Genomic DNA, 15,655 nt, shown 5'->3' on the forward strand with positions numbered 1-15,655 from the left:
AAATGACAAAAATTCCAGTTCATTTGGTTAATATTCACTAAATTTTTAAATATTCTATAAATTCCCCGGCAATTTCTTTATAATATTCACAAAGAATGTAACCTTTCTTCACATTTGATTAAACGTTTGTTGAAGAAAAAAATGAGAAATCGGTAATTTCTGCAAAAGGAATCGGGCCGTTCACCGTCGAATAACTTTTATCACTTAACATTTCATGAGGTGAAGGGGGTGACGGCCGCCTGCATCGTTTCGGTATGACCATGCGGATTGTGTTTGACTATCACTAAGGGGGAATACAGATGAAACTGACACCGGTTGAACAAGAAAAATTGCTTATTTTTACGGCGGGAGAGCTCGCTAAGCAGCGGAAGGCGCGCGGCGTTCTGCTGAATTATCCCGAAGCCGCCGCATATTTGACCTGTTATCTGATGGAAGGCGCGAGAGACGGAAAAAGCGTTGCTGAGCTGATGGAATCCGGCCGCAATGTATTGACGGAAAAAGACGTTATGGAAGGCGTTCCGGAAATGCTGGACAGCATTCAGGTGGAAGCGACGTTCCCGGACGGGGTTAAGCTTGTCACCGTTCATCAGCCGATCAAAGCGGAGGTGAAGTCATGAAGCCGGGAGCGATTCAAGTCGCAAAGGGGACCATCACCATTAACGAAGGCCGGAAGACGCTGGAGGTGTCAGTCACCAATAACGGAACACGGTCAGTGCAGGTAGGATCGCATTTTCATTTTGCCGAAGCCAACGGCGCCCTTTCCTTCAATCGGGACAAAGCAATCGGCATGCGCCTTGATATCCCGTCAGGCACATCTGTCCGTTTTGAACCGGGAGAAGAGAAAACCGTCACGCTCGTGGAAATCGGAGGGCGAAAAACGGTCAGAGGCCTCAACGGCATGGCCGATACGTATATGGATGAGCGGGGAAAAGAGAAGACTCTGTCAAATCTTAAAAAAGCCGGATGGATGGAGGAGGCGATCCGATGAAAATGTCACGTGAGCAATACGCAGAACTGTTCGGACCGACAACGGGAGACAAAGTCAGACTCGGAGATACGGATTTATGGATTGAAGTCGAAAAAGATTTCACGAATTACGGTGAAGAAATGATTTTCGGCGGAGGGAAAACAATCCGGGACGGCATGGGGCAGAACGGGCGTATCACCGGGAAAGACGGAGCGCTTGATCTGGTCATTACAAACGCGGTTATCCTGGATTATACCGGAATCGTCAAGGCGGATATCGGGGTGAAGGACGGCCGGATTGTCGGCGTCGGAAAAAGCGGCAACCCTGATATTATGGATGGGGTGGACCCGCACATGATTATCGGTGCCGGAACAGAAGTTATTTCCGGCGAAGGGAAAATCGTAACGGCCGGCGGGGTGGATACGCATATCCACTTTATCTGCCCGCAGCAGATGGAAGTCGCGCTTTCTTCAGGCGTGACCACGCTTCTCGGCGGCGGAACGGGTCCTGCGACGGGAAGTAAAGCGACGACTTGTACATCCGGTGCATGGTACATGTCGAGAATGCTGGAAGCGGCCGAGGAGTTTCCGATCAACGTCGGTTTCTTAGGAAAAGGGAATGCATCCGATAAAGCGCCGCTGATCGAGCAGGTGGAAGCAGGCGCGATCGGCCTGAAGCTGCATGAAGATTGGGGATCAACGCCAAGCGCCATTAAAGCTTGCATGGAAGCGGCGGATGAGGCGGACATTCAGGTGGCAATCCATACAGACACGATAAATGAAGCGGGCTTTTTAGAAAATACGCTTGATGCGATCGGCGACCGGGTTATCCATACATATCACATAGAGGGAGCCGGCGGAGGCCACGCACCGGATATTATGAAACTCGCATCTTACGCCAATATCCTGCCGTCCTCTACGACGCCGACGATCCCGTATACCGTCAACACGATGGACGAGCATCTTGATATGATGATGGTCTGCCATCATTTAGATTCAAAAGTGCCTGAAGACGTGGCGTTCAGTCATTCACGCATCAGAGCGGCCACCATTGCGGCGGAGGATATTCTGCACGATATCGGCGCGATCAGCATGACGTCATCTGACTCGCAGGCGATGGGCAGGGTGGGAGAAGTGATTATCCGGACATGGCAGGTGGCCGATAAAATGAAAAAACAGCGCGGCGCTCTATCAGGAGAAAACGGCAATGACAATGTGCGCGCCAAACGCTATATCGCCAAATACACGATCAACCCGGCCGTCACTCACGGCCTGAGCCATGAAGTCGGTTCCGTTGAAAAAGGAAAGCTCGCCGACCTTGTACTATGGGACCCGGTTTTCTTCGGCGTCAAACCTGAACTTGTGCTCAAAGGCGGCATGATCGCCCGCGCCCAGATGGGAGATCCGAATGCTTCCATTCCGACGCCTGAGCCCGTGTTTATGCGGCAGATGTACGCATCATACGGTAAAGCAAACCGAAATACCTCTATTACATTTATGTCCCAGGCCGGTATCGCAAACGGTGTGCCGGAAAAGCTCGGCCTTGAAAAAATGATTTCTCCCGTACGGAATATCCGTAAGCTGAGTAAGCTCGACATGAAGCTGAATGACGCGATGCCGAATATACAAGTCGATCCGAAAACCTATCAGGTGTTCGCCGACGGAGAAGAGCTGGCATGCCAGCCCGTCAGCTATGTTCCGCTCGGACAGCGTTATTTCTTATTTTAATCCCTCTTCGGCCGGTTTCCCGCCGGCCTGTTTACACCTCTATTGCCAACTTGATTTCATCCTGCCGCCCGTTTTAGTGTATATTAGTAGTTGACAAACAAATGAAATGTAACTATTGCGGTTACAACGGTGGTGAAAAACATGATTAACAGCCGTCTTGCTGTGGCCATTCACATTCTATCGCTGATCTCAACGGATGAACGGGCGTCATCGGATATGATTGCGGGCAGCGTAAACACCAATCCCGTCGTCGTGCGGAGAACGATCAGCCAGCTGAAAAAAGCGGGTATTCTGACATCCCGGGCGGGTGTTCCGGGAGCCAGCCTGAAAAAAGATCCGTCGGAGATCACCCTCTTAGAGGTTTACAGGGCGGTGCAGAATAAGGAAGAGCTTTTTGCGGTTCACGACAATCCGAACCCCGACTGTCCGGTCGGCAAAAATATTCAGCGCGCGCTCGATGAGACGTTCGGAAGCGTACAGCGGGCAATGGAGAATGAACTTGCGAGCAAGTCCCTTTATGATGTAATGAATCATCTCTTTTGTTAAAAAGAGATGGGTTCATGCCGCTAACGGTGTAACAAAAATGGTTACAAGGAATAATGAGGAAATCACGGTTTTGGCTCCATATTCAGACACGCCTGGATGCGGGATTGCGATCTGTTTAATGAAGAAATCCTTCGAAACTAAAGGAGGTGGTTACCGGGATATTTTTATTTCGCTTAAGACTTATGTGAAGGTGTCAGCTGTGAGCAAGTTAAACAAAAAATGATATCCTGCCTCCGATATTGCCAAAACCGTTCGCCTCTTAACAATCATTATAAAATTTCTCTAGGAACGATCAGCAGCCCGTTAGCTGCCCCTAATTAAAGATGAGCTGTTACCACACTGTTACATTAGAACTTCCGCTGCTTTTATATCCTTCTGTCGCTAAGACTTGATAAGCCCAATTACTGCCCAGATTCATTCCATGGCTCTTCCATGCGTTAACATGATTGCTGAAAGTGATTGCAGCGTTGCTTCCGGTCGGTCTCTTCGACTGGCGAACACTCCAGTACTGCGTAAAAGTAGTGTTATCGCCATCAATGGAAGGTGCGTTATAACGTGTTGTTGTATATATGTCATATGTACCTCCATCACTCTTTACAGTACCTTTATACGTTCCGGTAGGTCTGTAAGTACCCCATGAATCCACTACATAATATTCGATGAGAGGTGCTCTCGTCCAGCCATATAAAGTCAAATATCCATTGCCATTCGGCGCCCAGACTCCGGCATTATAGTTTATTGTTCTAAATGGCGAGCCTGTAGTCCAGCCTTTACCAACAACGAAATTTCCGGTATTAGACCAATTAACACTGTAATTCCCGCCAGATCCATTGACTGCGTTTACTGTTCCGCCCCCATCAGTCCAATTTTGCCAGTAATCTGTACCAGCTGCAGAGGCGGTTGCCGAAAACATGCTGATACTCATGAAAGCTGCCGTTAATCCAACTAAGAATTTCTTTTTAAACTTAAACATATGTTACCTCCTATACTATTTTTTCTGACTTTGACATGAGGCAGCACTCGTAAATATTTAACGAACGCCAACGCTTTTGATCGTTCCTTTCAATATAATAGCATGAATACATGAGTGAATATTAAGAACAATTGTAATTTAATTACAAAGACCCAAAAAACTGTATGATAAGTGGTCTTGTTCCATCAGGGCCTTTATCCTTATTTTGCAGAATCACAATTCTTGCTTCTAAACCTGATCAGGAACAGTCGAACAATTGAGTGATTTCAGTTGAAACTCTGAGGAAAAGCTTTATTTGAATAAACTTTTTTGAGCTGAAGCCGGAATGTCTGAAAGAATATTTGCAGACAGCTGCATCAGCTGCATCAGCTGCGCCATTATGCCATCGTCGTATTGGAAAATCCAAAACAGAAAAACTTTCCCGTTATCGAAGAAGCGGAATAAGAAAAAATCCCGGGCGGATGCGCCGGGATTTTCCTTTTTAATATGTATTGGCATCAATATTATTAAACACGCCGTCCACGATGCCGAGCGTCATGAGGACAATGAAGAGAACGATACCGAGAACGGACAAGCCGACCGTCACAATCAGGTAGATCCCCTGCATTTTCACGAACTTTGCATAATTCTCCAGCATATGTTCCTCTGTCAGTTCATTGAACTGCTCCGCCATCTGTCCCGCTTCATTTGCCGAGCGCATCAGAAAAATGCCGGCAATGATCTGCAGAACGCCGGGAATGGCTCCGATTAAAAAGAAAAACGCGCCCGACAGCGCCGCAAACGCACCCACGATAATAAATAAAATACCTGTCGCTTTTCCCCATTTCGAAATAGAAATAAGCGAACGATTCACTGATTCAGGTTTCAAACTATGGCACTCCTTTACAAAAAAATACTCACTTTTCATTTATACACTATTCGGTCATTCTTTTGAATATAAAATGTGTTTTTTCATGCCGTGTCCGTTTTTATATCAGAAAATTCCCGAGAAAACACCCCGGGAATTACAAAATCGGCGAAAGAAGTCTTGAAATCGATTCTTTAATGCGGATCCGCAGCGAACGCTCCTGATATTCTTCATACGTATATTTTCTGGAGACGAGCAGATCTTCTTTAAATGAGGAAATGAGTTTTTTCGCAATGGTGACGTCATAAATAAAGGCGTTGACTTCAAAATTAAGTCTGAAGCTTCTGACGTCGATATTCGCCGTACCGACTGAAGCCGTCTCATCATCGACGACAATCGTTTTTGCATGAATAAAGCCGTTATCGTAAATGTAGACTGAGGCTCCGGCTTTCAAAAGATCGCCGATGTAAGATAAAGTCGCCCAGTAAACGAAAGCGTGATCCGGCTTGTTCGGAATCATGATTTTGACGTCGATGCCTGACAGACAGGCGATCCTGAGGGCATCTAAAAGACTTGAGTCAGGAATAAAGTAAGGCGTCTGAATCAGGATTGACCGTTTGGCCGTTGAGATCATCTTGATATAGCCGTTTTTAATTTGTTCCCATTCTGAGTCCGGTCCGCTCGTGACAATCTGCATCCCGACATTGCCCTTCGGCTCGCATTCCGGAAAATGATTCGGAACGTATGTGAGCGTATGATGATGGGAGGCTTGGTTCCAATCGAGGATAAACCGTGTCTGAATGGCGTGTACCGCCGTGCCTTGAAGCCTGAGGTGCGTATCGCGCCAGTAGCCGAATTTCGGATTCAGGCCGAGATATTCATCTCCGACGTTAAAGCCGCCGACATAGCCGGTTTCGCCGTCAATGATGACGAGCTTGCGGTGATTCCGGTAATTGAGCCGCAAATTAATCGGACGAAGCCTGGAAGGAAAAAAGACTTCCACATGGCCGCCGGCGTCCCGCAGCGGTTTGAAGAATTTTTTTCTGAGTGATCTTGAACCGAGTTCATCATATAACACTCTGACTTTTACGCCTTCACGTGCTTTTTTCACTAAGGCATCGCGCAATTTTTTTCCCAGTTCATCACCTTTATAAATATAGTATTGAAGGTGAATGTGATCTTTTGCGTTGGAAATGTCCTTCATTAAGCGTTTGAACTTATCGCGCCCGTCCGTCAATATCTCCACCGAATTATCCTCTGTAAAGACTGCGTGGTTGTTCATGACAAGCATATAGATGAGGTCTTTATTATCCACAGTCGCCCTGTTGTTAAATTGGAATTGCCTCGACTTCAGATCCTTCAGCTGAGACTTCAGCAGCTTTTCAATCCCGATTTTTTTACGGTCTTCCCACTGAAACAGATGCTTGCGTCTCAGGTTATGGCCGAATAACAGGTATAAAATAAACCCTAAAATGGGAATAAAAAAAAGAACCAAGAGCCAAGCCCATGAAGCGCTGGCATCGCGTCTTTCTTTGAAAATCATGATGACGGCCAAAAGTATATTTAAAACGAAAAAAAATCCGAATAAAATAAATGAAATGCTCACTTTGCAACCCCGCTATATCATATTTATCAAGACTGTGCCCATTAGTATTCCGACAAGTGCAGCAATCTGATTCCCATTTCAAATTATAACATTGACATTTTGAAAGAATAAAGAGCCGGAATCAAAGATGAATGCAGTTTTCTTTCAAAGAAAGTTCCGGGTGCGGTAAAATATGCATATATGAAAAAGAAGACAAAAATGACAGCAAAGGGGAGAGGGCATGAAGCTGGAGCATGCGGAACAATTGCCGGGATTCATAAAAAAAGAAATTCAGAAAATACAAATCGCCATCGCGCCGCTGATGAAAAAAAGCATCATTTACCGTTTTCTTGCTTTCCCGCTCGCCGCTTTTAGTCTGTTTCATCTGGCATCGCTTTTGATTCAGGCCCCTTCCGGGAGAGGAGCTCTCGTATCGGCCGGCATTTTTGCCCTCCTTGCGGCTCTGGGTCTTGCGTTTTTTAAGGAAGCCGGCCATCAGCGGAAACAGGTGCAAAAAACGATCCGCCTTTATATGCTGAACAGAATCAGAAAAAGCGACATTCTGTCCGAGGAACGGAAAAGCGCCTATACCCGGCTGATTGCCGAGGAGCCGTCTGCGATGAAGAGCTTTATTGAATTTTTAACGGAAGAAGACCGGAAAAAAGAAATGCTTTATTAAAAAAGAGCTGACGCGCGATCAGCTCTTTTTGTCATTCAAACACCGGGTCGTTCTCATAGTAATATGAATCAGGCGTGTCATACGTATCAGTGCTGTGATAAGCGATAATTCCGATGACAGCGAAGATGACGACTAAAATAAAAGCGAGAATACCCAATACCACACTGGATGCCGCGTAAAAAAACTGCATTTTGATAAATGACGCGTAATGTGCAAGCATATTTTCTTCCGCGTTTTCTTCTAGTCCTTCCTGAAGGGCGGCAGCCGCTTTTGCCGAGCGCATCAGCATGACGCCGGAAATGATGAGCAGAACCCCCGGAATGGCTCCGAGCAGCGTCACAATGGCTGACAGAGCGGAAAGAGAGCCCGTGATGATCAGAAACACGGCGGTGATCTTTCCCCATTTGGCGATGTCGGCAAGGGAACGGGCTTTTTTATTGAGCGGCTGGTTTTCGTCTTTGTCTTTATCGATGGTGATCATGACAGTTCTCTCCCTAAAATGTTCAAGTCATATCGTTTTCCGTCCATTTCGGCGATACCCGGGAATACGCCCCATTCGGTAAAACCGAATTTTTCAAACAGCTTAATGCTCGGCACATTATGTCCGAAGATAAAAGCCATCAGGCTGCGGATGCCGATTGCCGGAGCGAGTGCCAGGGCTTCTTTCAGCAGAAAGCTTCCTGCTCCTTTGCCGCGGCAATCCTGATGCAGATAGATGCTGATCTCCGCCGTTTTGTCATAGGCCGGACGGCCGTAAAACGTTTCAAAGCTGATCCAGGCCGCCACTTTGCCGGTCTCATCTTCCGCGACCATCAGCGGGCGCCGGTCCGTGTGCCGCAAAAACCAATCCATCCGGTCTTCGGGCGTCACTTCTTCCGTATCAGCCGTTACCATTCGTGAGGCAATCGTCGAGTTGTATATGGCCACCACCGCATCTAAATCCTCCAATACGGCTTTGCGCAGGGTCAAATTCATATTCCGGGATCTCCCTTCACATTTCATTACATAATCAAGTGCAATCTGCACATACTATTTCCAAAAAAGTTTTTTATGGATGTGTATATATTTTCAGAAAAGTGTTCAGAATGTTGCTGAGGTGATGAACAAATGAGAGAGGAAGAAAAGAAAACTTCTCAAGTCAAAAAACTTCAGCGGTTTTTTCGCAAACGCTGGATATTCCCTGCAATCTACTTAGTCAGTGCGGCCGTCATTTTAACAGCTGTCCTTTGGTATCAATCCGTTTCGAATGATGTGAAGGACAATCTGACGAACAACGGAGGAAACTCCGCGTATGACAGCGGCAAAGACGATGCCGTCGAAGTAGGCAAGTCAATGGAAAACGTCGCAATGCCGGCTGCTCATTCTGAAAATGTTTCTGTTGTGAAAAAGTTTTATGAAACTGATGCCGCAAAAAAAGAGAAAGAAGCAGCACTTGTTAACTATAATAACACGTACAGCCTCAGTAAAGGAATTGACTTAGCTGAGAAAGACGGAAAATCATTTGATGTTTCTGCTTCTCTGAGCGGTACGGTTGTTAAAGCTGCTAAAGACCCGGTACTGGGATATGTGGTTGAAATTGAACACTCAGACGGCCTGTCTACTGTCTATCAGTCTTTATCTGAAGTCAGCGTGGATCAGGGCGACAAAGTAAAGCAGAACCAGGTCATCGGTAAATCCGGAAAAAACCTTTACAGTGAAGAAAGCGGAAATCACGTGCACTTTGAAATCCGCAAGGACGGCGTAGCGATGAACCCGCTCAATTTTATGGACAAGCCGGTAACATCTATTGAAAAAGCGGCGGCTGAAGAGAAAAACGCTGTGACAGAAGAAACGGAAGGGTCAATTCAGCAGTCTTCCGAGAAAAAAGATGTGACGCCTAAAAAAGAAACCGAAGAAAAACCAGGTGACAAAGAGGACGGCACAAAAGACAAGACAGATGGTAAAGATGACGGCTCAATGAAAGATTCGGGCAAGTAATCTTGATCCCAAAGCGCCTATCAGCTCAGATAGGCGCTTTTCATATTGCCGCATGTGCCTTTATACTAGTAGAAAACGAAGGAGATGCTGAATGAATAAATGTCTGGCGGCCGGGTGGCTCGTCTTTGTTTTCGTTTCGGCTTTGACGGAAAGCTTTCACGATATGATTGTGTCACAGACGGTGTCCTTCCGTTTCACGCCGCATCCGGATGTGTCCGGTTTCTTTGTGTTCGATATGGCGGAGCTCGCCATACCGGAAGCGGCGATTCAAAAGCTCGGGCACGCGTTTTCATTTTTTGTGCTCGCCTATTTGTTTTTCAGAGAGCGCAGGCGCATGAAGAGGGCGGTGCTGTATGCATTGGCCGCCGCTTTCCTGACAGAAATCGTCCAGCTCTTTTTCGGCAGAAACGGATGCCTCCGCGATGTGCTGATTGACAGTCTCGGCATTGCCGCATTCTGTGCTTTACAAAGGAAAAAGCATACAGCCAAACATACAAAAACCGGCAGTCTGTGACAGACGCCGGCTTTTTTTATATATTATGGTTTGTCGATTTGCTTTTATGAACGATACTTTCATAGATTCGCACGATCAGATCGACAATCGGACGAAGCACATTTGAAAATCTGAACAGCAGGAATCCGACAATGAGGGAAACGATAATGCTTCCGAGCACATCGATCGGATAATGGTGGCCGACCCAAATTCTTGAGAAGCCGGTCAAAAGGCCGAAAATCACAAGCGGCCAGCCGAGTTTTTTGTTGCGGAACAGAATCGCAATTGAAATCGCCAAAGCGCCTGTCGTATGGTCACTCGGAAATGAAGCATCCGCGGCATGAGGGATCAGCGTATGAACCGTATGTTCGACAAAGGGGCGCGGCTCGACATAGACTTTCGTGATGAGGTAGTTGACGATAAGCGCTGCAACACCCGTGAAGCCCGCGTACAGGGCGTTTTGTCTGCCTTTTGTGCTTCCGAACAGCCACATGGCAAGCAGGAAAAGGGCGTAGGCGTAAATGGCGTATTCCGTAATAAATACCATGATAGAGTCGAGAATGGCACTATGGTGCGACAAACCATTGATCGCTTTAAATAGTTCGTAATTCACAAATATCACCTTTTATCTTTATTTTATATGAACAGTGTAATGCTTTTTTCTATGAGACACAATTGGTATTAAAAATAATCATAAAAAAGTAAACAGAATGAAACGTGACTGTATTACTGTGCGTCAAGTATGCGGGAAAAGAATAGCCGAAGGAGTTTTGTCCGTTGCTGAAACGTTTGAAAAACGCCGATCTGCCGCTTGTGTTTGTCATTATGCTGCTTTGCGGATTCGGCTTGTTAATGGTGTACAGCGCCAGTGATGTGATGGGGTCTCAGCGGTACGGAGATCCATCCTATTTCTTCCATAAGCAGAGTGCCTCTTTACTGATCGGATTATGCTTATTTCTATTTGCCGCCTGTCTGCCGTATAAGCGGTATGCGCGGCTTGTACCGCTGTTTGTGGTCGGTTCGCTGGTATTGCTGCTGCTCGTATTGATACCGGGAATCGGGCTGGAGCGGAATTTTTCCCGCAGGTGGCTGGGAGCGGGCCCGCTTGTCGTACAGCCGTCTGAATTGGCGAAGATCGCCATGATTTTGTATTTCGCTTCGATTTATACGAAAAAGCAGCCGTACATTCATCAATTTGTGAAAGGGGTTCTGCCGCCTTTAGTGATTTTGGGGACCGCTTTTCTGCTGACATTGGCGGAGCCTGATTTAGGGACGGCTTCCTTAATCCTGGCGGCGTGCGGGTCGATTTTATTATGTGCCGGCTTGAAAAAGCGCCATCTGTTCGTGCTCGGCGCGACGGCGGTGTCCGGGGTTGTTTATCTCGCATTTTCGGCTTCCTATCGTGTGAAGCGCCTCGTTTCCTTTACCAATCCGTTTGGTGACGCGAACGGGGACGGCTATCAGCTGATTCAATCCTATTTTGCTATTTCCGGAGGCGGGTTTTTCGGAAGAGGGCTTGGAAACAGTGTTGAAAAAATGAACTATCTGCCTGAGGCGCATACCGATTTCATTATGGCCGTGATCAGCGAAGAGCTGGGGATATTCGGTGTTCTGATCGTTTTGGGATTATATTTTGCGTTAATGCTTCTCGGCGTAAAAACGGCCGTGCGGGCTGATGACCCGTTCGGGAAGCTTCTTGCCATCGGAATTACGTTTCAATTAATGTTTCAGGTTGTATTGAATTTGGGAGCGATGAGCGGACTTCTCCCGGTTACGGGTGTGCCGCTTCCGTTTATCAGCTACGGCGGTTCTTCATTAATTATGACGCTGTTTTTGTGCGGCATACTGGTCAATATCAGTACATATGCGAAAAAACAACCCGTACGGCATAAGCGGCCTGTCCCGCATGAAAAAAAGGTTTCTTCTTTTTAATGAAGCTGGAAAAAAACGCCCGGGACATTTCTGTCTCCGGGCGTTCTGCCTGTTTATAAAGCTCCTGGTCCTTCTTCTCCGGTGCGGATATTAATCGTGTTTCCGATTTCATAGACGAATATTTTGCCGTCTCCGGGCTCTCCCGTTTTCAGCACTTTTTTCGCCGTTTCCACGACTTGATCAACGGGGACCTTGCTGACAACGATTTCCACTTTCAGCCGTTCATACACATTGCTCTCAATTTTGACTCCGCGGTACAGTTCGGTGTGGGCTTTTTGAAGGCCGCAGCCGTGTACGTTGGAGAAGGTCAGCGATGTGACTCCGATTTTACCGAGTTCCTGTTTCAATGTTTCAAACTTAGCCGGACGCGTAACGATTTCTACCTTGAACATTTGACCGCTCATCTAAGCCACTCCTCACTTTATAAGTCCTGATATGCTTTTTCCCCGTGCATCGTTAAATCAAGCCCGAGTGACTCTTCTTCTTCACTGGCGCGAAGGGGAATGAACAGACCTACAATTTTAATGATAACGAAAGTGACAATAAATACAAATACATAGGTTGCCGCAATGGCTGCAATCTGCTTCCAGAGCAGTCCCGGATCGCCGTAAAACAGCCCGTTTGCCCCGCCGTCATTGACGGAAGTGGTTGCGAATAAACCGGTCGCGATGCCGCCCCATGTCCCGCCGATCCCATGCAGGCCGAAAGCGTCAAGCGCATCATCATAACCGAAAGTCTTTTTGAGCCAATAAACGCCCCAAAAGCAGACAAGCCCGCCGATGAAACCGATTACGATGGAAGAGAACGGCGTAACGAACCCGGCAGCCGGCGTAATGGCGACAAGCCCGGCGATTGCGCCTGATACAGCACCCAGCATGGTCGGTTTTTTATTCAGCATCCATTCGATTAAAATCCAGCCGATAATTCCGGCTGCAGCCGCGGTGTTTGTGTTAATGAAGGCAAACATCGCGATACTGTCAAGCGTGAGGGCGCTGCCGACATTGAAGCCGAACCATCCGAACCAGATGAGCGCTCCGCCCAAGAACGTGTAAATTAAGTTGTGAGGGGAAGCCGCCGTGCCGTCCTTGCGTTTCCCGAGCACAATCGCCAGCACAAGCCCGGCGACTCCGGAAGAAATGTGGACGACGTTTCCGCCTGCGAAGTCAAGAGCGCCCATTTGGCCGATCCAGCCGCCGCCCCATACCCAGTGCGCAACGGGCGTATATACGAGGGAAGCCCACAAAAAGGAAAATACAAGAAAAGCACTGAATCTCATGCGTTCAGCAAATGCTCCGGAAATAATGGCCGTCGTCAGTACGGCAAACGTCATTTGGAACATCATGAACAATGAATGCGGGATCGTATAACTGTAACTTCCGGGTTCAAAGCCGACCCCCTTCAGCCCTGCCCATTCAATCCCGCCAAGCCATGTATTCCCGGGGGCAAAAGCAAGTGAATATCCGTACAAAACCCAAACGACGGATACGATGGCGAGGGAAGAAAAACTGTGCATCGCCGTGCTGAGCACGTTTTTGCTTTTTACCATTCCGCCGTAAAACAAAGCCAGCCCGGGGGTCATCAGCCACACGAGTAAAGCGCAAAAGAACATAAATACTGTATCGCCCATCTGCATGTTGTATTCCTCCGTCTCATTCAGAATGTAATTGTGATTAATTCATTATTATAGAGAAAAAAGAACGATAAAACATTTTCGTGTAAGGTTATCTGACATGGTTTTTTGCGTTCATAATGCTGCTTTTTCAAATGGGTGCCGTGCGACTTTATATCCATAAAAAGAGCGCCGGAGCACGGCGGAAGAAATCCTGTCCGGGAAAGAGTAAAATAAACGGGGTGAGAAACACTAACTGCATCAGGAGGAATCATTATGACAACATCATTAAATCTGCAATTTGAAAAAACGGCTTTGGTCCTTATTGATTTACAAAAAGGCATTGTGCCGATGGATAAAAGCGGTACCGTTGTGCCGAACGCGAAAAAATTAATTGAGGTGTTCCGGGAAAAAGGCGGATTTATCAGCTTTGTGAACGTGGATTTTCATGACGGAGCGGATGCGCTGAAGCCGCTGACGGATGAAGAGGCGGCGGGCCATTCGGCTCCGCCGGCGGACTGGGCTGAATTTGTGCCTGACATCGGAGTGAAAGAAAATGATTATACGGTAACAAAACGGCAGTGGGGCGCGTTTTTCGGCACGGACCTGGACCTTCAGCTCAGAAGACGGGGGATCGACACGATTGTGTTATGCGGGATTGCGACAAACATCGGTGTGGAGAGCACGGCGCGAGAAGCTTTTCAGCTCGGGTATCAGCAAGTTTTCGTAACTGACGCGATGGCGACATTCAGCGATGAACAGCACGAAGCGACACTCAAGTTTATCTTCCCGAAAATCGGCAGAAGCCGGACGACGGAAGAATTTATCACACAGACAAAATGACAATCTCCAAAAAAAGCCGCGTCCTGTTCTTGACAGCCGTGGCTTCGGGGACGATGCTGAACCCATTGAACTCGTCGATGATTTCTCTTGCGCTTCACAGTATTCAGCATGAATTTCACCTGTCGTTTACAACGGTGTCCTGGCTGATATCGTCCTTTTATCTGGCCAGCGCGGTGGCGCAGCCTGTTACCGGGAAGCTCGGTGATATGCTCGGCAGGAAGAAGCTGTTTTTGATCGGGCTTCTGCTTGTTGCTGTCTCGGCGGTCGGCGCGCCGTTTGCGCCGACTTTTATGACTTTGCTGATCATGCGGCTTTTTCAATCGATCGGAAGCAGCGCGATATATCCGTCCGGCGTCGGATTGATCCGTTCAAATATACGGGAGAAGCAGGCTTCGGCGCTGGCCGTCCTGTCAATCTTTGCATCAGCCATGACGGCGCTCGGTCCGACTCTCGGCGGTTTTCTGATCGTTTGGGGAGGGTGGCCGGCAATCTTTTTTGTCCATCTGCCGTTTATCATTCTCAGCTTTTTTCTCGGAATGTATATGTTTCCGAAAGATGAAAAACGCGAGATCGGCGGCTTGAAAGGCGTGCTCCGCCAGCTTGATACGATCGGGATACTCCTGTTTGCCGGAGCGATTATCCTTCTCCTGTCGTTTTTATTGTCCTTCAGTACGAAGCCTCACTATACAGAAGGCGTATTCGGGCTTTTGTTTGTCGGGCTCTTTATCTGGCGCGAGCTGAAAACAGAGAAGCCGTTTATTGATGTCAGGCTGTTTAAAACGCATCGGAAACTATCGTCGGTGTATATTCAATTTATTTTGCTGAATATATTCTTTTACTGCATCTTTTTCGGGCTTCCGAGCTATTTTCAGGATGAAATGCATTTGTCCGTTCAGACAAGCGGGTTGATTATGCTGTTTATGTCGGGCATGAGTATTCTGGTGTCGCCTCTGACCGGAAAATGGATAGATAAGAAAGGGCTTCTTCAGCCGATTGTTGCCGGAACCTGCCTGACCGCGATCGGAGCGGTGCTGTTAACGTTTTTCTTTCTTCAGGCGCCCATGATAGGAAAAGGGCTGATCCTGTCCGTGCTGGGTGTCGGCTACGGCTTCGGAAATGTCACGTTTCAGGCGGCCATGCTGACAACGAGCCCCGCCGACATGGTCGGAACAACGTCCGGCCTGTTTCAGACCTGCCGGTATCTCGGTTCGATTTTGTCTTCTGTCATTTTGGGCATTCTTTTCGGAAAAGAAATTACCGCCGGCCATTTTCATATGCTTGGGACGATTCTTATCGTTGTCGGCGCTGTAAGCCTTTTGATGGCGTTCCGGTTTTCGGTTCTCCTCAAAAAAGCCTCTTAACAGGCGCAACAAAAAGAGACGGGCTCTCCCCGTCTCTTTTTTTGTGTAATGTGCTCAAAAATCAAAACGATTATTGTCGATAGCGACCAATGTTATTTACGGAATTTTCAGTTATA

General features: G+C 47.5%; 18 protein-coding genes. 10 read left to right on the plus strand and 8 right to left on the minus strand.

Going from position 1 to position 15,655, the window contains the following annotated elements:
- The first annotated feature begins 299 nt into the window (after positions 1–299).
- The 4 genes from ureA to BGM27_RS12070 all read left to right on the plus strand — a co-directional run bounded on the left by ureA (position 300) and on the right by BGM27_RS12070 (position 3,240).
- A complete protein-coding gene (ureA, locus tag BGM27_RS12055) occupies positions 300–617 on the plus strand; it encodes an urease subunit gamma (RefSeq protein WP_007407581.1) in 318 nt (105 codons plus the stop codon).
- On the plus strand, positions 614–988 hold the full coding sequence (gene ureB, locus BGM27_RS12060) for an urease subunit beta (RefSeq protein ID WP_003151199.1): 375 nt from the start codon (positions 614–616) through the stop codon (positions 986–988). Before ureA ends, ureB begins: the two co-directional genes overlap by 4 nt.
- Positions 985–2,694, plus strand: coding sequence for an urease subunit alpha (gene ureC, locus BGM27_RS12065; RefSeq protein WP_007407580.1), 1,710 nt, complete (start codon positions 985–987; stop codon positions 2,692–2,694). The genes ureB and ureC overlap by 4 nt, the downstream gene beginning before the upstream one ends.
- A 141-nt stretch (positions 2,695–2,835) precedes the next feature.
- The gene (locus tag BGM27_RS12070; RefSeq protein ID WP_003151203.1) at positions 2,836–3,240 is read left to right on the plus strand and encodes an Rrf2 family transcriptional regulator; all 405 of its coding nucleotides are present in this window, start codon (positions 2,836–2,838) and stop codon (positions 3,238–3,240) included.
- A gap of 331 nt (positions 3,241–3,571) precedes the next feature.
- Here the strand turns inward: BGM27_RS12070 and xynA are convergent, their stop codons facing one another.
- The 3 genes from xynA to cls all read right to left on the minus strand — a co-directional run bounded on the left by xynA (position 3,572) and on the right by cls (position 6,666).
- On the minus strand, positions 3,572–4,213 hold the full coding sequence (xynA, locus tag BGM27_RS12075; protein ID WP_007407578.1) for an endo-1,4-beta-xylanase XynA: 642 nt from the start codon (positions 4,211–4,213) through the stop codon (positions 3,572–3,574).
- Positions 4,214–4,694: 481 nt separating this feature from the next.
- On the minus strand, positions 4,695–5,081 hold the full coding sequence (locus BGM27_RS12080) for a DUF5362 family protein (RefSeq protein WP_007407576.1): 387 nt from the start codon (positions 5,079–5,081) through the stop codon (positions 4,695–4,697).
- A 136-nt stretch (positions 5,082–5,217) separates the two neighbouring features.
- The gene (cls, locus tag BGM27_RS12085; protein ID WP_007407575.1) at positions 5,218–6,666 is read right to left on the minus strand and encodes a cardiolipin synthase; all 1,449 of its coding nucleotides are present in this window, start codon (positions 6,664–6,666) and stop codon (positions 5,218–5,220) included.
- Positions 6,667–6,886: 220 nt separating this feature from the next.
- Between cls and BGM27_RS12090 the strand changes: the two genes are divergently transcribed.
- Positions 6,887–7,324: a DUF5392 family protein gene (locus tag BGM27_RS12090; protein WP_007407574.1), complete on the plus strand. Its 438-nt coding sequence runs from the start codon at positions 6,887–6,889 to the stop codon at positions 7,322–7,324.
- 31 nt (positions 7,325–7,355) lie between these two features.
- On the opposite strand, the gene BGM27_RS12095 is transcribed toward BGM27_RS12090, so the two are convergent.
- A complete protein-coding gene (locus BGM27_RS12095) occupies positions 7,356–7,805 on the minus strand; it encodes a DUF5362 family protein (protein ID WP_007407573.1) in 450 nt (149 codons plus the stop codon).
- A complete protein-coding gene (locus BGM27_RS12100; RefSeq protein ID WP_089072492.1) occupies positions 7,802–8,293 on the minus strand; it encodes a GNAT family N-acetyltransferase in 492 nt (163 codons plus the stop codon). The genes BGM27_RS12095 and BGM27_RS12100 overlap by 4 nt, the downstream gene beginning before the upstream one ends.
- 138 nt (positions 8,294–8,431) lie before the next feature.
- Here BGM27_RS12100 and spoIIQ point away from each other — a divergent pair, with 138 nt between their 5' ends.
- Positions 8,432–9,301, plus strand: a complete 870-nt coding sequence (gene spoIIQ / locus BGM27_RS12105) for a stage II sporulation protein SpoIIQ (protein ID WP_007407571.1) — start codon at positions 8,432–8,434, stop codon at positions 9,299–9,301.
- A 91-nt stretch (positions 9,302–9,392) separates the two neighbouring features.
- Complete coding sequence (locus BGM27_RS12110; protein WP_007407570.1) at positions 9,393–9,815, plus strand: VanZ family protein; 423 nt, start codon at positions 9,393–9,395, stop codon at positions 9,813–9,815.
- Positions 9,816–9,831: 16 nt separating this feature from the next.
- Here BGM27_RS12110 and BGM27_RS12115 read toward each other — a convergent pair whose 3' ends face one another.
- Positions 9,832–10,407 (minus strand): undecaprenyl-diphosphatase, encoded by a 576-nt coding sequence (locus BGM27_RS12115; protein ID WP_007407569.1) that lies wholly within the window; start codon positions 10,405–10,407, stop codon positions 9,832–9,834.
- 164 nt (positions 10,408–10,571) lie between these two features.
- Between BGM27_RS12115 and ftsW the strand changes: the two genes are divergently transcribed.
- Positions 10,572–11,726, plus strand: coding sequence for a putative lipid II flippase FtsW (gene ftsW, locus BGM27_RS12120; RefSeq protein ID WP_007407568.1), 1,155 nt, complete (start codon positions 10,572–10,574; stop codon positions 11,724–11,726).
- Between the two features lie 53 nt (positions 11,727–11,779).
- On the opposite strand, the gene BGM27_RS12125 is transcribed toward ftsW, so the two are convergent.
- Together BGM27_RS12125 and BGM27_RS12130 are read right to left on the minus strand one after the other, a co-directional pair.
- Entirely contained in the window at positions 11,780–12,130 is a 351-nt protein-coding gene (locus BGM27_RS12125; RefSeq protein WP_003151222.1) for a P-II family nitrogen regulator, read from the minus strand.
- 17 nt (positions 12,131–12,147) lie between these two features.
- Entirely contained in the window at positions 12,148–13,359 is a 1,212-nt protein-coding gene (locus BGM27_RS12130; RefSeq protein ID WP_007407567.1) for an ammonium transporter, read from the minus strand.
- Positions 13,360–13,611: 252 nt separating this feature from the next.
- Between BGM27_RS12130 and BGM27_RS12135 the strand changes: the two genes are divergently transcribed.
- Positions 13,612–14,178 (plus strand): isochorismatase family protein, encoded by a 567-nt coding sequence (locus BGM27_RS12135; RefSeq protein WP_007407566.1) that lies wholly within the window; start codon positions 13,612–13,614, stop codon positions 14,176–14,178.
- On the plus strand, positions 14,175–15,539 hold the full coding sequence (locus tag BGM27_RS12140) for an MFS transporter (RefSeq protein ID WP_007407565.1): 1,365 nt from the start codon (positions 14,175–14,177) through the stop codon (positions 15,537–15,539). The genes BGM27_RS12135 and BGM27_RS12140 overlap by 4 nt, the downstream gene beginning before the upstream one ends.
- The last annotated feature ends 116 nt before the right edge of the window (positions 15,540–15,655 follow it).

The sequence above is a fragment of the Bacillus sp. FJAT-27001 genome (assembly GCF_019039175.1).
Taxonomy (GTDB): domain Bacteria; phylum Bacillota; class Bacilli; order Bacillales; family Bacillaceae; genus Bacillus; species Bacillus velezensis.